This window comes from Rhizobium leucaenae USDA 9039 (genome assembly GCF_000426285.1).
Taxonomy (GTDB): Bacteria; Pseudomonadota; Alphaproteobacteria; order Rhizobiales; family Rhizobiaceae; genus Rhizobium; species Rhizobium leucaenae.
Map to the genome: position 1 here is coordinate 12,425 of NZ_AUFB01000024.1, position 21,797 is coordinate 34,221.

Sequence of the window (21,797 nt, forward strand, 5' to 3'; positions counted from 1 at the left end):
CCTCCTTAAATCGCCGCATTTAGAGTTCACCCGGGGCTATGCCGCCCAGGGCGATGCGAGCGCGAGGGACGAGCGGGCGCGTGGCGGCCCGGCATCAGACATCGGAATATGGAACTATCGGGGGTACGACCGGTCCGCAATGGCAGGCAAAAGCAGATCAGGCCAGAGGATAGAGCCCTCGTTTTCAGGCGGTAGCCAACGCAGCGATGATGGTTTCAGCGCAGGCGAGCGGATTGCCGGCGGCGGACGCTCTTCCGGTCGCGGCGAAGATCCGCTCCCCGACAAACCGCGCCGCTCCAAAAGCCGGCGCAAGCAGCCGCGGCGCGAGCGCGGCGGGGGCTTCTTCGGCTTCGTCCGCTCGGTGATCTATTGGGGCCTCGTGCTCTGCATCTGGGCCGGCATCGGCGCCGCCGGTCTCGTGGTCTATTACGGATCGCGCATGCCGAACGCCAGCACCTGGGCCATTCCCGACCGGCCTCCGAACGTCAAGATCGCCGATGTCGACGGCACAGTCATCGCCAATCGTGGCGCGACCGGCGGCGAAGCTCTGACGCTGAAAGATATGTCGCCCTATATTCCCGAGGCGATCATCGCCATCGAGGACCACCGCTTCTATTCGCATTTCGGCTTCGATCCGATCGGTCTCGGCCGCGCAGTGGTGACGAACGTGCTAACCGGGCATGCCGTGCAGGGCGGCTCGACGCTGACGCAGCAGCTCGCCAAGAACCTCTTTTTATCGCCGGAGCGCACGCTGGAGCGCAAGGTGCAGGAAGTGCTGCTCGCCGTCTGGCTGGAGCACAAGTACACGAAGGATCAGATCCTTACCATGTACCTCAACCGCGTCTACTTCGGCGCGAACGCCTATGGCGTCGAGGCGGCGGCACAGCGCTACTTCAACAAATCGGCCCGCGACGTCAATCTCGGCGAAGCGGCCATGCTCGCCGGCCTCGTCAAGGCGCCGTCGAAGCTGTCGCCAGCGCGCGATCCCGCGGCAGCCGAAGCCCGCGCCCAGCTCGTGCTGCAAGCAATGCGCGACCAGGGTTTTATCAGCGAAGCCGATATCAAGACGGCGATGTCGCAGCCGCCGACGCGGGCGAAAAGCTATTGGAGCGGCGCGCAGAATTATGTGGCTGATATGGTCATGGACCAGCTTCCCGGCCTCATCGGCGGCGACGTAAAAGAAGACCTCACGGTCGACACCACGATCGACACCTCGCTGGAACAGAAGGCGGAGCAGGCGCTGAGCGATGTGCTTTCGAAGGACGGCAAGAAACTCAACGCATCGCAGGCCTCCCTCGTTTCCGTGGACGCAACGGGCGCCATCCGCGCGCTAGTGGGCGGCCGGGACTATGCGCAGAGTCAGTTCAACCGCGCCGTCACCGCCAAGCGTCAGCCGGGCTCGGCCTTCAAGCCTTTCGTCTATACCGCGGCACTGGAGATGGGCTTGACGCCGAACTCGATCCGCAACGACGTGCCGGTGAAGATCGGCAATTGGGCGCCGGAGAATTATGAGCAGAAATATAGCGGGCCGGTGACGCTCGCCACGGCAGTCGCCCATTCGCTGAACACGGTGGCCGCCCAGCTTGCGACGGAAGTCGGACCGGAACAGGTGGTCAAGGTCGCGCATCGGCTTGGCATCGAATCAGACCTGCAGGCCAATGCCTCGATCGCCCTCGGCACATCGGAAGTCTCGCTCTTGGAGCTGACCTCGGCCTATGCCTCCTTCATGAACGGCGGCTACAAGGCGACGCCGCATGTCATCACCAGGGTGACGACAGCCTCCGGCAAGGTGCTCTACCAGGCAAATTTCGACAATCCGCCGCGGGTTTTGAACCCTGACGTCGTCACCAACATGAATGCGATGATGACAGGCGTCATCAATTTCGGCACAGGCAAGGCCGCCCGCATTCCGGGCTGGCAGGCGGCCGGCAAGACCGGCACGACGCAATCCTTCCGCGATGCGCTGTTCGTCGGTTTCACCAGCCATTTGACGACGGGCGTCTGGTTCGGCAATGACGACGGCAAATCGATGAAGAAGGTGACGGGCGGCGGGCTGCCGGCCAAGGCCTGGAAGGAATTCATGATCGCCGCCCACAAGGGCCTGACGCCGACCCCGATCTTCGGCGGCGGACAGATCGTCGACAACGGCGTGCCGATGGCAGAAGCCGGGCCGAATATCGACCAGCAGACGACGATCGGCGCCATCATCTCAGGCAGCGATGACGGGCAGGATGCGCAGCAGCAGGGCCAGCCTATGATCCGGCAACGTCCGGCGCAGCAATCCATCCAGCGGCAGCAACAGTCTGTCGATCAGGCGTTGGCGAACGACGATCCCGAGGATCTGCCGCCCGTGGGCCTTGCCGACGATAATCCCTACAGCTCGGATCGCTACTACGACGACGATATCCCGCCTGGCGATATCGGCGATCCCGGCCCGACGCCGGCGACGGTACGGCGGCACCATCGCTCATCGCTTCTCGACATCATACTGGGGCAATAGCAAGCGATTCTTGGCATTGCCGCTTGCATGGGCGGGTCAAGGCTGATCTGATAGATGGTCGCGCAAATTCCGCAGGCTCACCGCCTCGATGGGACACTGTGGAATTTGGACGACAAACCATTCGTTTTGCTGGATTCCGGGTGATTTCCTGCCTTGCAGTCAGTAAAACCGCTACTTATATACGCGGCATCACCGCAGTCATGGCTGCGCAATCCTCAAGACCATCCCGTAAGGGGCTGTCAATGGAATGCCTGACAGGGGTTCCGATAGCTTGCTTCAAGGAGAGAATGACATGGCAAAAGTAATTGGTATCGACCTTGGAACCACGAATTCCTGCGTCGCCGTCATGGACGGCAAGGACGCGAAAGTGATCGAGAATGCCGAAGGCGCCCGCACCACCCCCTCGATGGTTGCCTTCACGGACGACAGCGAACGCCTCGTCGGCCAGCCGGCCAAGCGCCAGGCGGTCACCAACCCCACCAATACCCTCTTCGCTGTCAAGCGCCTGATCGGCCGCCGCTACGAAGATCCGACCGTCGAGAAGGACAAGCACCTCGTTCCTTTCAACATCGTTCGCGGCGACAATGGCGATGCCTGGGTGGAAGCGCAGGGTAAGGGCTATTCGCCCGCACAAGTTTCCGCAATGATCCTTCAGAAGATGAAGGAAACCGCCGAATCCTATCTCGGCGAAAAGGTCGAAAAGGCCGTTATTACCGTTCCCGCTTACTTCAACGACGCGCAGCGCCAGGCAACCAAGGATGCTGGCAAGATTGCCGGTCTTGAAGTTCTGCGTATCATCAACGAGCCGACCGCTGCAGCGCTCGCTTACGGCCTCGACAAGAAGGACGGCAAAACGATCGCTGTCTACGACCTTGGCGGCGGCACCTTCGATATCTCGATCCTGGAAATCGGCGACGGCGTCTTCGAAGTGAAGTCGACCAACGGCGATACCTTCCTTGGCGGTGAAGACTTCGACATGCGTCTCGTCGAATACCTCGTTGCCGAATTCAAGAAGGACAACGGCATCGACCTCAAGGGCGACAAGCTTGCTCTGCAGCGCCTCAAGGAAGCTGCTGAAAAGGCCAAGATCGAGCTGTCCTCTTCGCAGCAGACCGAAATCAACCTGCCCTTCATCACGGCAGATGCCACCGGTCCGAAGCACCTGACGCTGAAGCTGACCCGCGCCAAGCTGGAAAGCCTGGTCGACGATCTCGTTCAGCGCACGATCGCTCCTTGCAAGGCAGCGCTTAAGGATGCCGGCGTTACGGCAGCCGAGATCGATGAAGTCGTTCTCGTCGGCGGCATGAGCCGCATGCCGAAGGTGCAGGAAGTCGTCAAGCAACTGTTCGGCAAGGAGCCGCACAAGGGCGTCAACCCGGATGAAGTCGTCGCACTCGGCGCTGCCATCCAGGCCGGCGTTCTGCAGGGCGACGTCAAGGACGTCCTGCTGCTCGACGTGACCCCGCTGTCCCTCGGCATCGAAACGCTGGGCGGCGTCTTCACCCGTCTGATCGAGCGTAACACCACGATCCCGACCAAGAAGTCGCAGACCTTCTCGACCGCCGACGACAACCAGTCGGCCGTGACCATCCGCGTTTCGCAGGGCGAACGCGAAATGGCTGCCGACAACAAGCTGCTCGGCCAGTTCGACCTCGTCGGCCTGCCGCCGGCTCCGCGCGGCGTGCCGCAGATCGAAGTCACCTTCGATATCGACGCCAACGGCATCGTCCAGGTTTCGGCTAAGGACAAGGGCACGGGCAAGGAGCAGCAGATCCGCATCCAAGCCTCTGGCGGTCTCTCTGATGCCGACATCGAAAAGATGGTCAAGGATGCCGAAGCGCATGCTGCCGAGGACAAGAAGCGCCGCGAAGGCGTGGAAGCCAAGAACCAGGCCGAAAGCCTGATCCACTCCAGCGAGAAGTCGCTGAAGGATTACGGCGACAAGGTCACCGAAGCCGACCGCAACGCAATCTCCGAGGCGATCGCAGCGCTGAAGGCGGCAACCGAAGCTTCCGAGCCGGACGCCGAGGACATCAAGGCCAAGACCCAGACCCTCATGGAAGTGTCCATGAAGCTCGGCCAGGCGATCTATGAGTCCCAGCAGGCGGAAGGTTCTGCCGCTGATGCCTCTGCGGGCGGCAAGGACGATGTCGTCGATGCCGACTACGAGGAAATCAAGGACGAGGACGACCGCAAGCGGTCGGCATAATCGCAAGCCTTAACTGGTTTTGCGGAACTCAGATCCGGCTGCCCTAGGGCAGCCGGAAATCCATTTCCGGGGTCTATTCCTTAATGGCAAAAGCGGACTTTTACGACACGTTGGGTGTCGCCAGGACGGCAGACGAAAAAGAGCTTAAAAGCGCTTTTCGTAAGCTGGCGATGAAATTTCATCCGGACAAGAATCCGGAGGACAAAGACGCCGAGCGAAAGTTCAAAGAAATCAACGAAGCCTATGAGACGCTCAAGGATCCGCAGAAGCGCGCGGCCTATGATCGTTACGGCCATGCTGCCTTCGAGCATGGCGGCATGGGCGGTGGTGGCGGCTTTGGCGGCGGTGGTTTCGGCGGCGGCGGCTTCTCCGATATTTTCGAAGATATTTTCGGCGAGATGATGGGTGGCGGACGCTCGCGCGGGCGTTCCTCCGGCGGCCGCGAACGCGGCGCCGATCTTCGCTACAACATGGAAATCTCGCTCGAAGAAGCCTTTACCGGCAAGACGGCGCAGATTCGTGTGCCGACCTCGATCACCTGCGACGTCTGCTCCGGCTCCGGCGCCAAGCCGGGCACGCAGCCGAAGACCTGCGGCACATGCCAAGGTGCCGGCCGCGTCCGCGCCGCACAGGGTTTCTTCTCGGTCGAGCGCACCTGTCCGACCTGCCATGGCCGCGGCCAGATCATTCCCGATCCCTGCACCAAATGCCACGGCCAGGGCCGCGTGACCGAAGAGCGTTCGCTTTCGGTCAATATCCCGGCCGGCATCGAGGATGGCACACGCATCCGGCTACAGGGCGAAGGCGAAGCCGGCTTGCGCGGCGGGCCATCGGGCGATCTCTACATCTTCCTCTCCGTCAAACCGCATGAGTTCTTCCAGCGCGACGGCGCCGATCTCTATTGCGCTGTGCCGATCTCGATGACCACGGCGGCTCTTGGAGGCACCTTCGACGTTGCAACGCTCGACGGCACGAAATCGCGCGTCACCGTTCCCGAGGGCACGCAGGTCGGCAAGCAATTCCGCCTGAAGGCGAAGGGCATGCCGGTGTTACGCTCCAGCCAGGTCGGCGATCTCTACATCCAGATCCAGATCGAAACGCCGCAAAAGCTGACCAAGCGCCAACGCGAGTTGCTGCAGGAATTCGAGCAGATTTCCTCGAAGGACAACAATCCCGAATCAACCGGCTTCTTTTCCCGCATGAAGGATTTCTTCGACACGTTCAGCGACTGAAGGGCGAATCACTATTGCTTCACGTGAAACCGGCCGGTGATTCGGCCGGTTTTTTTATTTGGCGAGCGAATCACCCACCCTTGTGCTTCGAGGGCATCACCCGCCTCGTGGTTCGAGGGTCGCTTCGCTCCCACCTCACCATGAGGCTGATCTTTTGCACCCAGTCGCGATACTCCTCCTTCCAGTTTGAGGGCTCCTTCGGACATCTACCACTGGATTGCTCTTTTGCGGCTGGGCGCCAGATCCGCTCCACCTCATCCTGAGCCTGTCGAAGGACGAGGGTGGCCCCGCAGCCACTCCCTTCTCTTCCATAGCCATCGGCAAAATCCTTGCACTTGTGCGGGGTTCGGCATACCCCTCGGCCATCGACACGAATCCGGATGCCCGATGCCGCACAAGGTTTTCATCTCGCGCCTGAAGCTGACCGACTTCCGCAATTATGCGGTAGCCTCGCTTGCGCTTGACGAGCGGCATGTGGTGCTGACCGGCGACAACGGCGCCGGCAAGACCAATCTGATGGAGGCGGTCTCCTTTCTTTCGCCAGGGCGCGGGCTGCGGCGCGCCGCCTATGCGGATGTCACCCGCGTCGACGCAGCGGGCGGCTTTTCGATCTTCGCCGCGCTTGATGGCATGGACGGCGAAGTCGAGATCGGCACCGGTATCGACGCGAGCGACGAGACGACGACACGCAAGCTTAGAATCAACGGTACGCCAGCCAAGACCGCGGACGAGCTGACCGACCATCTCCGCGTGCTCTGGCTGACGCCGGCCATGGATGGGTTGTTCACCGGCGGCTCCTCTGAGCGGCGGCGTTTCCTTGACCGGCTGGTGCTGTCGCTCGATCCGGCGCATGGCCGCCGCGCCAGCGATTTCGAGCGCGCCATGCGCAGCCGCAACAAACTGCTTGCCGAGGGTCGATTCGATCCGTCCTGGCTTGCCGGCATCGAGGAACAGATGGCGAGCCTCGGCATCGCCATGGCGCTCGCCCGGCAAGAAATGCTTGGCCTTCTTACCCGACTGATCGGCGAAAGCGGCGAGGCGACGCCATTTCCGTCTGCGACGCTCGAACTCTCCGGTTTCCTCGATGGGCAATTCGATCGTCCCGCCGTCGATCTCGAGGACAGCTATGCCGAGATGCTGCGCGAAGGCCGTTATCGCGACGCGGCCGCCGGGCGTACGCTTGATGGTCCGCATCGGGCCGATCTGCTGGTGCGCCACCTCGAGAAGCACATGGAGGCGGAGCGTTGTTCGACCGGCGAGCAGAAGGCATTGCTGGTCGGCCTTATCCTCGCCCATGCTCGCCTCGTCGGCAACCTGACCGGCCACGCGCCAATTTTGCTGCTCGACGAAATTGCCGCGCATCTGGATGAAGGCCGGCGCGCTGCCCTCTTCGACCTGATCGACGGGCTCGGCGGCCAGGCCTTCATGACCGGCACCGACAAGGCGATGTTTTCCGCGCTTGGCGAGCGCGCGCAATTCTTTACCGTCGCGCATGGCGGCATTACGAAATCATAGGGCCTCCTTTGCCCCGATTGTGATAGGCTCGCTCGCATGGATCCTTTGAGCTCAGACGAAATCGCCCGCTATCAGCGCCATATCCTCCTGCCGGAGGTCGGCGGCGCCGGTCAGCAAAGATTGAAGGCGGCGCGCGTGCTTGTTATCGGCGCCGGCGGCCTTGGTGCGCCGGTGCTGCAATATCTCGCCGCCGCCGGTGTCGGCACGCTCGGTATTGCCGATGACGATCGTGTTTCGCTTTCCAACCTGCAGCGGCAGGTGATTCACGATACGGGGACGATCGGCGAGTTGAAGACGCAGAGCGCGGCGGATGCCATCGCGCGATTGAACCCGCATGTCCGCGTCATTCGTTTCGAGGAGCGGTTCAACCCTGATACCGCGACGCGACATTTTGCCGGTTTCGATCTCGTCGTCGATGGCTCCGATAATTTCGATACGCGCTATGCCGCTGCCGATGCGGCCGAGGCAGCGCGTTTGCCGCTGGTGACCGGCGCAGTCGGACGCTTCGATGGGTCCGTGACCACCCTGAAGCCTTATGAGGATGGCGCCGACGGCCTACCCAATCCACGTTATCGCGATCTGTTTCCCGCACCGCCGCCGCAAGGCCTAATTCCAAGCTGTGCGGAGGCCGGCATCATCGGCGCACTCACCGGCGTCATTGGCACGCTGATGGCGATGGAGGCGATCAAGCTCATCACCGGCATCGGCGAACCGCTGATCGGCCGGCTGCTGCTCTATGACGGGCTCGCCGCCCGCTTCGAGACCGTCCGCTATCGCCGCAAGCGCGCTAAGGCTGCCGCTGAATGACCGATATCATTCTTCAGCGTCTCGACGGCAGCTTCGAGCGCTGGCAGGAGCTGCTTGCGCTCATTCTCGCCTCCTTCGCCTATATGGACGGACGGATCGATCCGCCCTCGTCGGCGCTGACGCTAACCCCGCAATTGCTCAAGGAAAAGGCGAAGAACGAAATCGCCTACGTGGCCTTCTACAACGATCAATTAGCCGGCTGCATATTCTGCCGTCCGGAACTGGATAGCCTCTATATCGGCAAGCTCGCTGTCCTGCCGGCCGCCCAGGGCCAGGGGATCGGCAGGCGCTTGCTGAGCCTTGCGGAAACGACTGCGTGGGAACATGGCCTTGCAGAATTGCGGCTGGAAACGCGGATCGAGCTGACCGGCAATCACATTACCTTTGCCAACTGGGGATTCCGGAAAACCGCCGAGAACCGCCACGCGGGCTTCGACCGCACGACGTCGATCGAGATGCGCAAAGTCTTGGTTTAGCTCACCGAAACGGCAGGACGCGGTTCGGCGGGCGATGGCCATCGATGAAGGCACGGATGTTGATGATGACCTTGTCGCCCATGTCGATGCGGCTTTCGAGGGTGGCAGAGCTCATGTGCGGCAGCAACACCACCTTGCCCTCGTTGGCGAGCTTCACAAGCTTCGGATTGACGGCCGGTTCGTTCTCGAAGACGTCGAGGCCGGCGCCGGCGATCTTGCCTTCGCGTAAAATCTTGATCAGGGCTGTCTCGTCGATGACATCGCCGCGCGCCGTGTTGACGATGTAGCTGGTCGGCTGCAGCAGCGCCAGACGGCGTGCCGAAATCAGATGGAAGGTCGCGGGCGTTGACGGGCAGTTGACCGACACGATGTCGACGCGGGCAAGCATCTGGTCGAGGCTGTCCCAATAGGTCGCCTCCAGCTCGTCTTCGGTCGCCAAGCTGACGCGCTTGCGGTTGTGATAGTGGATGGAAAGGCCGAAGGCCTTGGCACGGCGGGCGACGGCGGTACCGATGCGGCCCATGCCGACGATGCCGATGCGCTTGCCGTGAATCCGGCGGCCGAGCATCCAGGTAGGCGACCAGCCGGCCCATTCGCCGGGCTTGTCCGTCAGCACGCGCGCACCTTCGGCAAGGCGCCGCGGCACGGCAAGGATCAACGCCATGGTCATGTCGGCCGTATCCTCGGTCAAGACATTCGGCGTATTGGTGACCGTAATGCCGCGGCGGGCGGCAGCTTCGATGTCGATGTGGTCGGTGCCGTTGGAAAAGCTGGCGATCAGCTTCATCTGCGGCCCGGCTTCCTCGATCAGCGCGGCGTCGATGCGGTCGGTGACGGTCGGCACCAGCACATCGGCGGACCGGACCGCCTCGACAAGCTCGGCCTGCGTGCGCGGCGTATCGTCAATGTTGAGCTCGGCATCGAAGAGTTCGCGCATCCGCGTCTCCACCGCATCCGGCAGTTTGCGCGTGATATAGACCTTCGGTTTTTTCTTCGTCGTCATGGCGACCGGCGATGCCTTGTTCAGATGTTCTTAACCAAGAAGCAGGATAATTTTCCCGTTCCGGGCATTTCTACCAGACCCGCAGGCGAAGACAAACAAAACTCGCGTACGAGGCGCAAGGATTTGCCGATGACCGGAACGAAAAAGTCGCCTGGCGGCGTCTTGGTCATGATGAGCGAACGGAAATCCAATGCGTGGCAAAATCCTGAAGTCCTGCGCTATTTTCGCGATCGGCCTGATAATGGCCGGCGCTACCGCCGATCTTGCCGCGGCCCAGGCCGCCAAGGGGCCGAGCGGATTACCGCTGCCGAGGTTCGTTACCCTGAAGTCGAAGCGCGTCAACCTGCGCGTCGGCCCCAGCGGGGACTATGCGGTGTCATGGATGTACCTCAAGCAAGGATTGCCGGTCGAGATCATTCAGGAATACGACAATTGGCGTCGCGTGCGTGATGCCGACGGCACTGAAGGCTGGGTCAATCAGTCGTTGCTCTCCGGCCAGCGCTCGGCCATCGCCGCGCCGTGGATGAAGGGCAAAGGCAAGGCGGTCTTCGTCAACATGCGACGCGACGCGCAACCGTCGAGCACCGTCATCGCCAAGCTCCAGCCGGGCGTGATAATGAACATCCGCGAATGCACCGGCGACTGGTGTCTGGCGACCGCCGACGGCACCGAAGGCTGGGTGGCGCAATCCGAAATCTGGGGCGCCTACCCCGGCGAAGCCTTTAAGTAAAAAGAAAGCCCCTCAAAGCTCCATGGCAGCCGCGACCGCGCGATTCGATGCGGTGATGCATCGGGCATCCACAGCGGGGAAACGGTGGTCGTGGATTATCTGTTCGGGAATCTCAGCATTGCCATCGTCCTGTTTGCATCGACGAACGTGGACGATATTTTTGTCCTGCTCGGATTTTTTGCAGACCGCAAGTTCCGCGCCCGTCAGATCGTCATCGGCCAATATTTGGGCATTGCCGCTCTTAGCGGTGCGAGCGTCCTTGCCTCCCTGATCTCTCTCGTTATTCCCGCCGCCTATATCGGCCTTCTCGGTTTGGTGCCGATCTTCCTTGGTCTCAAGAAGCTATGGGCATTGCGGCAAGGCCCAGATGGCGATCCGGAAGATCACGACAAGGCGTCAATCGGCCATGGCAATATCGTGGCCGTCGCGGCGGTGACGATTGCGAACGGCGGCGACAATATCAGCATCTACACTCCCCTCTTCGCCACACGCACGAGCGGTGAGATTGCCGCCATCGCCATTGTGTTTGTCGTCATGACGGCGTTGTGGCTCGGCGCCGCACATTTCCTGGTCAATCACCCTGCGATCGGCGCGCCGATCCGACGCTATGGACATCGGGTAGTGCCGTTCGTTCTTGTGGCGCTTGGAATACTCATTCTCCATGAGGCCGGAACCGTCCGGTTGCTATGGTGATTTCGTTTGCGGGCTTTGATGTTCCGACCAAAAAGCCGCCCGCAACGGTCTGCTGCGAGCGGCTTTCGATTTCAGCATCAGCCAGTGGGTGGCTATTTAAAGAAGCCCGAATTCCTTCGCGGCGTCCGATAGCGAGCGCATCGGCCGCGGGCCGATCTGTTCGATGACGATCGCTGCCGCGAGATTGCCGAGCTTGGCGCAATCCTCAAGCGTACGGCCCTGCGTATAGCCGAAGAGGAAGCCGGCGGCGAAGAGATCGCCCGCGCCGGTCGTATCGACGCGCTCTTCGATCGGATGGGCATCGACGACATAACGTTCGTTGCCGCGCACGATCACGGCGCCGTCCTTGCCTGTGGTCACGGCTGCGATCTTGCAGTCGGCGGCAATCAGCGTCAGTGCCTTCTCGAAATCATCGGTCTCGTAGAGCGACAAGGCCTCGTCGCGGTTGGCGAAGACGATATCGACGGTCCCTGAGCGCATGAGATCGAGAAATTCGTCGCGATAACGGCCGACGCAGAAGCTGTCGGACAGCGTCATCGACATCTCGCGGCCATTGGCATGGGCGATGCGGGCGCATTCGCGAATCGCTTCCTTGGCGCGTGGCGGGTCCCAGAGATAACCCTCGAAATAGGTGACCTTGGCATCTGCGACGACATTTTCCTCGACATCTTCCGGGCCAAGCTCGACGCAGGCGCCGAGATAGGTGTTCATCGAACGCTCGCCGTCCTCGGTGACGAAGATCATGGAACGGGCAGTCGGCGGGAACGTGCCTTTCGGCTTGGTCTCGTAATGCACGCCCTGAGCGCGGATGTCGTGCGCAAAGATTTCGCCCAACTGATCTTCCGCGACCTTGCCGAAATAGGCTGCCCTGCCGCCGAAATTCGCAACGCCTGCCGCCGTATTGCCGGCGCTGCCGCCGGAGGCTTCAAGCGCCGGACCCATGCGCGAATAGAGCAGTTCGGCACGATCAGCATCGATGAGATTCATCGCGGCTTTGGTGATCTTGTTGTCGATCAGGAACTGATCGTCGCAGCGGGAGATAATGTCGACGATAGCATTGCCAACGGTCAGTACATCGAAACGAGTCATCAAGCAGGGGGTCCCCGGTATTGGTGATAGCCGGTATCCGGTATTAGCGGTTTTTCCGAAGTTTGGAAGGGAAATCGATGTCCGGCGAGGTAACTAAATCTCAACCAGTCATTTGCCTGTCACTTTCCATCTGTAAACGCTTATCAAGTGAACTGGCATGGGATGCGGAACAAGGCATTCACGGCCAGCTCCGGGAAGGTATGATACCTTCCGCCTCACCGGTACGCGCGCCGACCACGGATGAACTGGCGGCTTGTGCACCGGGAGGACTCCGGCGGTAGCCGGGTTCGGAAAAGCGGGCGGGGCCCGCTTTTTTTGTTGCCGACCGCTTTTCGGCTTCTCACGATGCGGCAAGCTGCTACAACTCTGGGATCAATCCGCAATATCCCGCCACAGCTCCCTCGCCCGGCATGTCCGAAATCTTTTCCGATGTCCTGCCGATTTTCCTGCTGATCCTCGTCGGCTGGCTGATCGTGCGTGCCGGCGTATTGACGGCCAGCGTCGGCGAGGCGATGAGCGAGTTCGTCTTCAAGATCGCCGTGCCGCTGCTACTTTTCCAGACCATTGCGGGGGCACATTTTCACGGGGCTTCGCCGTTCCGGTTGTGGATCGCCTATTTTTCCGGCGTCGCGGTCGCCTGGACGGCCGGCCATCTCGCGGCGACGCGGCTGTTCGGGCGGGATGCGCGGATCGGGGTGCTCGCCGGCGTGTCGTCCGCCTTCGCCAACAATGCTTTCATCGGCCTGCCGCTGGTAAGCCGCGTCGTCGGACCCGAGGGCATCGTGGCGCTCTCGATCCTGATTGCGGTGCATCTGCCTGTCATGATGATTGCCGGCACGATGCTGATGGAACAGGCCGAGCGCAAGGCGAATGGCGGCACCGGGCGAAGCACGGGCGAACTCCTGCGTCGGGTCGGCAGAAATCTCGTCCGCAATCCGCTGGTCATCGGCCTTGTTGCCGGACTTGTCGTGCACCTCATCGGCATTCCGCTGCCGGCAACGCTCGGCACCGTCGTCGACAGCATCGCCAATACGGCGGGCCCGGCGGCACTGATTTCGCTGGGCATGGCGCTCCGGCAATATGGGCTTTCGGGCAATCTCGGCATTGCCAGCGTTACTTCGGCGCTCAAGCTTCTGCTGTTGCCGGCCTGCGTGCTTTCGGCCGGCTATCTTCTCGGCCTCAGCTCGCAATGGCGTGAGGCGATCGTACTCACTGCGGCTGTTCCTACCGGCGTGAACGCCTGGCTGATTGCCAACCGCTTCGGCGTCGGTCACAGCCTCGCTGCCTCAACGATTACGCTGACAACGGCATTCGGTGTACTTTCGGTGTCACTTTGGGCCTATATGCTCGGCTAAAGCTCGTCGCGATCTTTCAGATTCGCTCCCACGCTTTAGCTCCTTGTTTGTGCATGTGGTTTTCGCAAAACCGCCGCACACTTTTGCGCGACATGCCACTAGCGACGACAGGCCTGCGCGCATACATAGGCACGGCGCTTCAAGGGCGATTTGAGTGGCTGACCGACATGCAAAAGCCCGGCCGAGAAGACCGGGCTTTTGCATGTGTTCGCTTGAAGCAGCTTAGTTCGTTGCTGCCGGCGCCGGAGCGTTCGCGTCGGGCAGCGGCTCGGGCGTGTCCGCCAACGTGCGCAGATAGGCGATGACGTTGGCGCGATCTTCTTCTTTCGGCAAGCCGGCAAAGCCCATTGCCGTGCCGGAGATGAATTTCTTCGGCGCTTCGAGGAAATGATAGAGATGATCGTAGGTCCACTTTTCGCTGCTGCCCTTGGAAAAATCCTTCATGGCGGCGGAATAGGCAAAACCTTCATGCGAGGCGATCGGACGATCGACGACACCCCAGAGGTTAGGACCGACCTTGTTCGGCCCGCCCTTGGTGCCGTCATGACAGGCCTGACACTTCTTGAAGATCGATTCGCCGGCCTTGACGTCGGCCTTCTGCAGCAATTGCGCGATCGGCGTTTCCTGCTTGGCGGCGGCTGCCTTGCCGCCTGCTCCGCCAGACGTCTCTTCAGCGGCGATAATCGCGAAGCCCGGCTTTTCCGGTGTCTCTGAATGGAAAATAAATCCCGACGCGAGCGACACGGACTTCAGCACAAAAAGTGTGGCCAGAAGTGCCCCGACACCCATGTTCACGTAGGATGAATTCATCTGCTATGCTCCCCTCGCCCCCGGCAGCGGCTGCCGGCCCATCTTGAATTCGCGCGAAACCTATGTCTTTTGACTGTTTCTTGCAACTCTGTAAACGGTCTCCACCGTGAGACTTTTTGACACTTTTCCGGCGGGAATAGAAGGCCCAACAATGACAGATCCCAACTTGGACAAGACGCTGGTACTCATTCCGGCCCGGATGGCCTCCACGCGCCTGCCGGGCAAACCGCTCGCCGATATCTGCGGTCTGCCCATGATCGTACAGGTTGCCAAACGCGCACGCGAGGCGGCGATCGGTCGCATCGTCGTCGCCGTGGACCACGAAGACACCTTTGCCGCCGTTGCGAATGCGGGCTTCGAAGTCGTGATGACGCGTACCGATCATCAATCCGGCTCGGACCGTATCTATGAAGCCCTGCAGGCCGTGGATCCCAAAGGCCATGCCGAGATCGTCGTCAACGTTCAGGGCGATCTGCCGACCATCGACCCCGAGACCATCCGCGCTTCGCTGCGCCCGCTGGAAGATCCGGCCGTCGACATCGCCACGCTGACCGTCGAGATCAAGGACGAAGAAGAAAAGACACTGCCGAGCGTCGTCAAGGTTGTCGGCTCGGCCATTTCGGACCATCGCCTGCGCGCACTCTACTTCACCCGCGCCACGGCTCCTTATGGCAACGGGCCGCTTTATCATCACATCGGCCTTTATACCTATCGCCGCGCCGCGCTGGAGAAATTCGTCAGCCTCGGCCCTTCGACGCTGGAAAAACGCGAATCACTGGAGCAGTTGCGGGCGCTTGAGGCCGGCATGCGCATCGACGTCGAGATCGTTGACACGATACCGCTCGGTGTCGATACTCCCGCCGACCTCGAAAAGGCCCGCCGCATTCTTTCCGGCGCCTCTCTCTGACGGAATTTCCCAAAGGCAGTCCCATGATCAGCAAGACCAACAAGATCTCTTTCCAGGGCGACTACGGCGCCAATTCCGACATGGCCTGCCGCGATATGTTCCCGACGATGGAGCCACTGCCTTGTCAGACCTTCGAGGACGCCTTCACCGCCGTCGACAATGGCGAGGCCGATCTCGGCATGATCCCGATCGAGAACACGATCGCCGGCCGCGTCGCCGATATCCATCATCTGCTGCCGGAGTCGCGGCTGCATATCGTCGGCGAATATTTCATGCCGATCCACTTCCAGCTCATGGTTCTGCCGGGCGTGAAGAAGGAAGAGATACGCACCGTGCACAGCCATATCCATGCGCTTGGCCAATGCCGCAAGGTCGTGCGCGCCAATGGCTGGAAACCGATCATCGCCGGCGACACGGCGGGGGCGGCAAAGCTCGTGCAGGAAACCGGCGACCGCACCATGGCCGCCCTTGCCCCGAGATTGGCGGCCGACCTCTATGGGCTCGAGATCGTTGCGGAAAATGTCGAGGATACCGAAAGCAACGTGACGCGGTTCGTCATCCTGTCGCGGGACGAGAATTGGGCGCAGCGCAGCTCAGCCGAGGAAAAGATCGTCACCACCTTCGTCTTCAACGTGCGCAACATTCCGGCGGCGCTCTACAAAGCTTTGGGCGGCTTTGCGACCAACGGCATCAACATGACGAAGCTCGAAAGCTATCAGCTCGGCGGCCGTTTTGTAGCGACGCAGTTTTACGCCGATATCGAGGGCCATCCCTCCGACGCGCATGTGCGCCGGGCGCTGGAGGAATTGCGATTCTTCTCCGAAAAGGTCCGTATCCTCGGCGTCTACAAAGGCCATCCGATGCGGGGGGATCTCTGAGGGAAACTTCGCCCCAGCGGGGAGAAGGTCACGCGGTACGCGCGGGTTGAGGGGGCGTTGCAGCTTAAGACGGCCCACGTGCCAAATTCCGTTGAAGACAGTGCGCTTTTGCCAGTAGCGCCCCTCATCCGCCCCTTCGGGGCACCTTCTCCCCGTCGGGGAGAAGGTAAGAACAATTCACTTATCCGGCTCACAAACTCGCAGCCGATGGCCGTCGGGATCGAGCACGACGAAGGTTGGGCCGAAATCCATCATCGTCAATTCCTGTGCAATCGGTAGGCCGCGGGCTTTCCAATCCTGATAGTGTTTTTCGACTGCGCCATCGCCCTCGACCATAAAGCCTAGTTCGCCGCGATTGCCGATCGCGGAGGGCTGCGGCTCGACATTGCTGCGGCGCCAAAGGCCAAGATTGAAACCATTGTCGAGCGCAAAGGCAACGAAATTCGGCGAGGCGAAGGCTGGCTCGCGGCCGAGCAGGTCACGGTAGAACGGCGTGCTTTCGCCGGGATCCTTGACATAGAAAATGATGAGGTTGGGGCTGGTCATCTGGATATTCCTCCTGGGTTTTAGGGATATGAAGGCATGATGGGTGCTGCCCGGCAGACAAGGCGAAACCTGCCGGTGATGAATTATCAGGGTGTTCGATTGAGGATGCGCCTTTAGCGCATGCAGTCTTCCTCACGATACGGAGCACGGCCGTCCATGAAACCCAAATCGCGCTTCACGGAATCTGCCGTGCCCTCGAGATCGAGGCGATCCCGGTGGCGGGCAAAATAGTCAAGCGCAAAACGCAGAAGGCGGACCGGCCATGCCGACGCAGAAAGATCTTTGCCGTTGCGCGCCTCGATGACGCCGCGATGGGTTTGCTTCGTGACGATGAAAGCGTGGCTTGCCATGATCGGTCCTCCTTCCTGCTTGGGATGGTGACCATCATAGTCGCGCCTACTGACAGTTTCTGGCAGTAGCGTTATCGTCGGAAATCAATCGTGGAGCATGCCCTCGCGGGCATTCCATTCCCTGGCGAGGGTAACGCGGCGGCGTGGATAGCGCGCTTCCAGCACCGCGAAATCAACGATACGGTCGGCGCGGAAATGGCGAAAATCCTGGCGCAGCTCGCACCAGGCCATGATGATGCGGGCATTGTCGAAATAACCGAGCGCAAAGGGCCAGATACGCCGGGTCGAAATGGCGCCGTTTACGTCGCCATAGGTCAATTGCACCATGCGCTCCGTACGGATCGCCTTGCGCATGAGCGAAAGATCGGCCTTGTCCTCGGTGATGCGCCGCGTCGCCACGACGACGGCCGCTTGATCGACCGCCTCGCGCATCTCGGCGGGCAGCACGGCAGCGATCTTGGCAAGAGCGTCGGCACCGGCTGCTGCCAGTCGCGAATCGGTGGCACGCGCGACCCATCTCGATCCCAGCACCAGCGCCTCGATCTCATCCTGCGAAAACATCATCGGCGGCAGCATGAAGCCTGGCTTCAGGACATAGCCGATGCCCGGTTCGCCCTCGATCATGGCACCCTGTGTCTGCAGGCTGGCGATATCACGATAGAGCGTGCGCAGGCTGACGCCGGTCTCCTCGGCAAGGGTCGCGCCGCTGACGGGACGGCGATAGCGCCTCAGCGTCTGCAGCAGGGTCAGCAGCCGTTCCGAGCGCGCCATGACGAGCGCCTATCGCTTCCATTCCACCCAATCGCGCATCAGGCGATGGGCGATGGCGCCCTTGGGCGGCGAGGTGTTGCCGGAGGGCGAGACGCGATCGAGCATGGCGAGCGTCTCTTCCGGCGTGAACCAGCGGCAGTCATCCAACTCGGCAACATCCATATGGATCTCCCTCGATTTCGCCTCGGCGTAGCAGCCGATCATCAGGGAATGTGGCATCGGCCAGGGCTGCGAGGCATGATAGCGCACGCGGCCGATGTGGATACCGGATTCCTCACGCGTCTCGCGGCGCACGGCATTTTCGATGGTTTCGCCCGGCTCGACGAAACCGGCGAGACAGGAATACATGCCCGGCGCGAAATGATGGCTGCGGCCGAGCAGGCAGAGATTTTTCTCCTCATCGATCGTCAGCATGATGACGACGGGATCCGTGCGCGGAAAGATCATGTGTTCGCAAGCCGTGCAGACGCGCTTGTAACCGCCGATGCGGCTTTCCATCACCGAGCCGCACCGGCCGCAGAAACGATTGTCGGTGTTCCAGCGGATAAGGCTCATGCCCTGCGCCGCTTCGCCGAGGATTTCGCCTTCGAGCAGGAGATCGCGCCAGAGCGAGCGCATGTCGGCGGGCTTGTAGTGGCTGGCGAGATCGTCGGCATTGATGCGCACCGGAACGGCTAGCCGCGGCTCGCCGGTCCTGCGGTAGCCGAGCAGCACGGCCGCTTCCCAATCCGGATCGAGTTCCTGCAGTTCGTAGCGGGCAAACAGCGGGTCGAGCACCTGCCCGTCATGCTTTAAAACAAGCCGATCCTGGGCGAATGCCAGGATATGCGTGCCTTCCTTGGCAAGCGCATGCTCGATTGATTCCTCGTCGCGGTGCTCGGCGTCTCGGTTAAGCTGGTTTTCCGCAAAGGCGGTAAGGCTGCTCGCTTCCGGGTGGGGGGCATCCGTAGAGAAGATGGAATGATTCATTGTGAAAGCGTTTCCCGCAACTTGGCTATGAAGCTGTTCATATCTTCGTCCGCATAGGGTTCCGCCTTGCCGTAGCCCCAGATCGGGCCGGGCCAGTTCGCATCCCCTTCGAACCGCGCAATGACATGAACATGAAGCTGACGGACGATATTTCCAAGAGCCCCGATGTTGATTTTTGTCGCTCCCGTCACCGTCTTCAAGGCGGCTGCGACCTTGTTGGTCTCGAAGGTCAGCAGAACCTGGTCGAGCGGCGTCAGCGCGAATATTTCCGATATGCCGGGCCGGCGGGGCACCAGCAACAGCCATGGCCAGCGGCGATCCTTCATCAGCCGCACGTCGCAAAGGCCGGTAACAGCGACGGAAACGCTGTCATTCGCCAGACGATCGTCGAGCGCAAAATCCTGCAATGGGTCTTCCTCCGATATTTTATCAAATGTTTAGCAGTTTTTTTTGACCTTGGCTTGCTTTTGATGCCGATATTGCCGATATGTGCATCCGGGAGGTTGGTGGTGGACGAGCCACTCGCCAACCGGGTCAGGTCCGGAAGGAAGCAGCCCTAACGAGCCCGGCACGGGTCATCGTGCCAGCCTCCCACCCTTTCCGAAAGCAAGGCCCGGCTTTCTGCGGGCAATAAGCAGGGCAATGAGCGACACCGAGCGACAAGCAAAAGATGCCGCTTCGACCGGCACCGGTTACCGGGTGTTGGCCCGCAAATACCGGCCCAAGGATTTTACCGACCTGATGGTCGGGCAGGAGCCGATGGTTCGCACGCTGACCAATGCGTTCGAAACCGGCCGTATTGCCCAGGCCTATATGCTGACCGGCGTGCGCGGCGTCGGCAAAACGACGACGGCCCGAATCCTTGCGCGCGCCCTCAATTACAAGACCGCCGAAATCGACCGCCCGACCATCGACCTGCGCGAGCCCGGCCAGCATTGCCAGGCGATCATGGAAGGCCGGCATGTCGATGTCATCGAGATGGACGCCGCCTCGCATACCGGCATCGACGACATCCGCGAGATCATCGAGCAGGTGCGCTATCGCCCCGTTTCGGCGCGCTACAAGGTCTATATCATCGACGAAGTGCACATGCTGTCCACGGCCGCCTTCAACGGGCTGTTGAAGACGCTGGAAGAGCCGCCGGAGCATGTGAAGTTCATCTTTGCCACCACCGAAATCCGCAAGGTGCCGATCACGGTGCTGTCGCGCTGCCAGCGCTTCGACCTGCGGCGCATCAGTGCTTCCGATCTCGTTGGCCTGTTCACCACCATTGCAGCCAAGGAAGGCATCGAGGCCGAGCCGGAAGCGCTTGCCATGATCGCCCGCGCCGCGGAAGGCTCGGCCCGCGACGGGTTGTCGCTGCTCGATCAGGCCATCGCCCATGGCAGCGGCGTAGTGGCGGCGGATGCCGTCCGCTCGATGCTCGGGCTTGCCGACCGCGCGCGCATCGTCGATCTCTTCCATCATATCATCAAGGGTGATGTTGCCGCCGCGTTGGCGGAATTCAACAGCCAGTACGAAGCCGGCGCCAATCCTGTCGTCGTGCTGACCGACCTTGCCGATTTCACCCATCTCGTCACCCGCCTCAAATATGTGCCCGATGCTGCCGACGATCCGTCGCTGAGCGAAGTCGAGCGCACCAAGGCAGTCGAATTTGCGCAGGGCGTGGCGGTGACCACGCTGTCGCGCTTCTGGCAGATGCTGCTGAAGGGCATACCGGAGACTGAAACTGCTGCCCGGACCGCCGGCGCCGCGGAAATGGTGCTGATCCGTCTTGCGCATGCCGCCCACCTGCCGGCGCCGGAAGACGCAGCGCGACGGCTTGCTGAATTTTCCGAGGGCAATGGCGGCGGAACGCGTCCATCGCCCGCTCCGCCTGCCGGCAACGGCATGGGAACGCCGGTCTCCTATCAGGGCAACGTCATGGCGCGCGCGGTCGAAACCGCACCCTCGCGGCCCGCGCCGTCGCCGGCTGCACCGGTCGCCATGCTGCGCGCGGTTCCGAATACGCAGGCGAGCCCGGTTGTCGGCCGAATCGAGCCGAAACCTGCCGAAGCGCCGAAGCCGCTGGTTCCCGTCAATTCGATGGCCGATATCGCGGAACTTGCCGGCCAGAAGCGCGATCCGAAAGTGAAGGCGCTGGTACGCAGTTTCGTTCGCCCGGTGCGATTGGAGCCGGGCCGGCTCGACGTCAGCCTGGCGCCAGGCGCGCCGACGACGCTGCTGAACGAGCTTGCCGTCAAGCTGAAGGAATGGACCGGCATCCATTGGATCGTCAGCCTCAGCCGTGAGGAAGGCGAGCCGACGCTTGTGGAGGCTGAGGCCAACGCGCAGCAACAGCGGGTCGCCGACGCCCGCCAGGACCCCGATGTGGCGGCGATCCTATCGCAATTTCCGGGCGCAAAGATCATCGACGTTCGCGTACGCGCGCCCGATGTGGAGGAAGAGGAACAAGTTGCCGCTCCGGCGACTGCCGAATCCGTCGACGGCGATATCCTGCCGGGCGATGATATCGAATTCTAAGGGTATGATATCAAATCGAAGAGCCGTACTATACAACGGAAAGCGGTTTTCGACCTGGATTGTAACCCGAGATAACAAGACAAAGACGAAAAAGAAGGACCAGCAACGATGCGCGACATCATGGGCATGATGGGCAAAGTGAAGGAAATGCAGGCCAAGATGGAAAAGATGCAGGCGGAAATCGCCGACATCCGGGCCGAAGGCAAAGCCGGCGGCGGCCTCGTCACCGTCACCGTGAACGGCAAGAGCCAGATGCTGTCCCTCAAAATCGATCCGTCGCTCTTCAAGGAAGACGATGTCGAAATCCTCGAGGACCTGATCGTCGCTGCCAATAAGGACGCCCAGGAAAAGGCCGAGGCGCTCGCTGCCGAAAAGACCCGCGAACTGACCGCCGGCCTGCCGATCCCGCCCGGTTTCAAGCTTCCTTTCTAAAA

21 protein-coding genes and 1 other RNA gene are annotated in these 21,797 nt (G+C 61.3%); 14 read left to right on the forward strand and 8 right to left on the reverse strand.

Annotated elements, in window-relative coordinates; translation table 11 throughout:
- Nucleotides 1-139: 139 nt before the first annotated feature.
- The 6 genes from K290_RS0126345 to K290_RS0126370 all read left to right on the forward strand — a co-directional run bounded on the left by K290_RS0126345 (nt 140) and on the right by K290_RS0126370 (nt 8,739).
- Complete coding sequence (locus tag K290_RS0126345; protein WP_028754629.1) at nt 140-2,500, forward strand: transglycosylase domain-containing protein; 2,361 nt, start codon at nt 140-142, stop codon at nt 2,498-2,500.
- Between the two features lie 292 nt (nt 2,501-2,792).
- Nucleotides 2,793-4,709: a molecular chaperone DnaK gene (dnaK, locus tag K290_RS0126350; protein ID WP_028754630.1), complete on the forward strand. Its 1,917-nt coding sequence runs from the start codon at nt 2,793-2,795 to the stop codon at nt 4,707-4,709.
- Nucleotides 4,710-4,792: 83 nt separating this feature from the next.
- Nucleotides 4,793-5,941 carry a molecular chaperone DnaJ gene (gene dnaJ, locus K290_RS0126355; protein ID WP_028754631.1) on the forward strand — a complete coding sequence of 383 codons (1,149 nt, stop codon included), beginning with the start codon at nt 4,793-4,795 and terminating at the stop codon, nt 5,939-5,941.
- 387 nt (nt 5,942-6,328) lie between these two features.
- Complete coding sequence (gene recF, locus K290_RS0126360; protein WP_028754632.1) at nt 6,329-7,456, forward strand: DNA replication/repair protein RecF; 1,128 nt, start codon at nt 6,329-6,331, stop codon at nt 7,454-7,456.
- Nucleotides 7,457-7,492: 36 nt separating this feature from the next.
- Entirely contained in the window at nt 7,493-8,263 is a 771-nt protein-coding gene (locus tag K290_RS0126365; protein WP_028754633.1) for a molybdopterin-synthase adenylyltransferase MoeB, read from the forward strand.
- Nucleotides 8,260-8,739 carry a GNAT family N-acetyltransferase gene (locus K290_RS0126370; RefSeq protein WP_037136326.1) on the forward strand — a complete coding sequence of 160 codons (480 nt, stop codon included), beginning with the start codon at nt 8,260-8,262 and terminating at the stop codon, nt 8,737-8,739. The genes K290_RS0126365 and K290_RS0126370 overlap by 4 nt, the downstream gene beginning before the upstream one ends.
- 1 nt (nt 8,740) lies before the next feature.
- Here the strand turns inward: K290_RS0126370 and K290_RS0126375 are convergent, their stop codons facing one another.
- On the reverse strand, nt 8,741-9,742 hold the full coding sequence (locus K290_RS0126375) for a 2-hydroxyacid dehydrogenase (protein ID WP_028754635.1): 1,002 nt from the start codon (nt 9,740-9,742) through the stop codon (nt 8,741-8,743).
- Between the two features lie 190 nt (nt 9,743-9,932).
- Here K290_RS0126375 and K290_RS0126385 point away from each other — a divergent pair, with 190 nt between their 5' ends.
- Both K290_RS0126385 and K290_RS0126390 read left to right on the forward strand, forming a co-directional pair.
- Nucleotides 9,933-10,472 (forward strand): SH3 domain-containing protein, encoded by a 540-nt coding sequence (locus K290_RS0126385; RefSeq protein ID WP_028754636.1) that lies wholly within the window; start codon nt 9,933-9,935, stop codon nt 10,470-10,472.
- Between the two features lie 90 nt (nt 10,473-10,562).
- The gene (locus K290_RS0126390; protein ID WP_245276680.1) at nt 10,563-11,165 is read left to right on the forward strand and encodes a cadmium resistance transporter; all 603 of its coding nucleotides are present in this window, start codon (nt 10,563-10,565) and stop codon (nt 11,163-11,165) included.
- Between the two features lie 96 nt (nt 11,166-11,261).
- Here K290_RS0126390 and K290_RS0126395 read toward each other — a convergent pair whose 3' ends face one another.
- Nucleotides 11,262-12,254, reverse strand: coding sequence for an adenosine kinase (locus K290_RS0126395; protein WP_028754638.1), 993 nt, complete (start codon nt 12,252-12,254; stop codon nt 11,262-11,264).
- 410 nt (nt 12,255-12,664) lie between these two features.
- On the opposite strand from K290_RS0126395, the gene K290_RS0126400 reads away from it, so the two are divergent.
- On the forward strand, nt 12,665-13,609 hold the full coding sequence (locus K290_RS0126400) for an AEC family transporter (RefSeq protein WP_028754639.1): 945 nt from the start codon (nt 12,665-12,667) through the stop codon (nt 13,607-13,609).
- Nucleotides 13,610-13,831: 222 nt separating this feature from the next.
- On the opposite strand, the gene K290_RS0126405 is transcribed toward K290_RS0126400, so the two are convergent.
- Nucleotides 13,832-14,419: a c-type cytochrome gene (locus K290_RS0126405; protein WP_028754640.1), complete on the reverse strand. Its 588-nt coding sequence runs from the start codon at nt 14,417-14,419 to the stop codon at nt 13,832-13,834.
- Nucleotides 14,420-14,570: 151 nt separating this feature from the next.
- Here K290_RS0126405 and K290_RS0126410 point away from each other — a divergent pair, with 151 nt between their 5' ends.
- Complete coding sequence (locus tag K290_RS0126410) at nt 14,571-15,326, forward strand: 3-deoxy-manno-octulosonate cytidylyltransferase (RefSeq protein WP_028754641.1); 756 nt, start codon at nt 14,571-14,573, stop codon at nt 15,324-15,326.
- Nucleotides 15,327-15,349: 23 nt separating this feature from the next.
- Nucleotides 15,350-16,204: a prephenate dehydratase gene (locus tag K290_RS0126415; protein ID WP_028754642.1), complete on the forward strand. Its 855-nt coding sequence runs from the start codon at nt 15,350-15,352 to the stop codon at nt 16,202-16,204.
- A gap of 177 nt (nt 16,205-16,381) precedes the next feature.
- On the opposite strand, the gene K290_RS0126420 is transcribed toward K290_RS0126415, so the two are convergent.
- From K290_RS0126420 to K290_RS0126440, 5 genes are all read right to left on the reverse strand, one after another.
- Nucleotides 16,382-16,750: a VOC family protein gene (locus tag K290_RS0126420; RefSeq protein WP_028754643.1), complete on the reverse strand. Its 369-nt coding sequence runs from the start codon at nt 16,748-16,750 to the stop codon at nt 16,382-16,384.
- Between the two features lie 113 nt (nt 16,751-16,863).
- Nucleotides 16,864-17,100, reverse strand: coding sequence for a hypothetical protein (locus K290_RS38070; RefSeq protein WP_037136328.1), 237 nt, complete (start codon nt 17,098-17,100; stop codon nt 16,864-16,866).
- Between the two features lie 84 nt (nt 17,101-17,184).
- Nucleotides 17,185-17,871, reverse strand: coding sequence for a helix-turn-helix transcriptional regulator (locus tag K290_RS0126430; protein ID WP_028754645.1), 687 nt, complete (start codon nt 17,869-17,871; stop codon nt 17,185-17,187).
- Nucleotides 17,872-17,880: 9 nt separating this feature from the next.
- Nucleotides 17,881-18,840 (reverse strand): NAD(+) diphosphatase, encoded by a 960-nt coding sequence (gene nudC, locus K290_RS0126435; protein WP_028754646.1) that lies wholly within the window; start codon nt 18,838-18,840, stop codon nt 17,881-17,883.
- Nucleotides 18,837-19,247: an HIT family protein gene (locus K290_RS0126440; protein WP_028754647.1), complete on the reverse strand. Its 411-nt coding sequence runs from the start codon at nt 19,245-19,247 to the stop codon at nt 18,837-18,839. The genes nudC and K290_RS0126440 overlap by 4 nt, the downstream gene beginning before the upstream one ends.
- Before the next feature lie 91 nt (nt 19,248-19,338).
- On the opposite strand from K290_RS0126440, the gene ffs reads away from it, so the two are divergent.
- From ffs to K290_RS0126450, 3 genes are all read left to right on the forward strand, one after another.
- Nucleotides 19,339-19,435, forward strand: an RNA gene (gene ffs, locus K290_RS36520) — signal recognition particle sRNA small type.
- Between the two features lie 47 nt (nt 19,436-19,482).
- Nucleotides 19,483-21,363, forward strand: coding sequence for a DNA polymerase III subunit gamma/tau (locus tag K290_RS0126445; RefSeq protein ID WP_028754648.1), 1,881 nt, complete (start codon nt 19,483-19,485; stop codon nt 21,361-21,363).
- A 108-nt stretch (nt 21,364-21,471) separates the two neighbouring features.
- On the forward strand, nt 21,472-21,795 hold the full coding sequence (locus K290_RS0126450) for a YbaB/EbfC family nucleoid-associated protein (protein ID WP_028754649.1): 324 nt from the start codon (nt 21,472-21,474) through the stop codon (nt 21,793-21,795).
- The last annotated feature ends 2 nt before the right edge of the window (nt 21,796-21,797 follow it).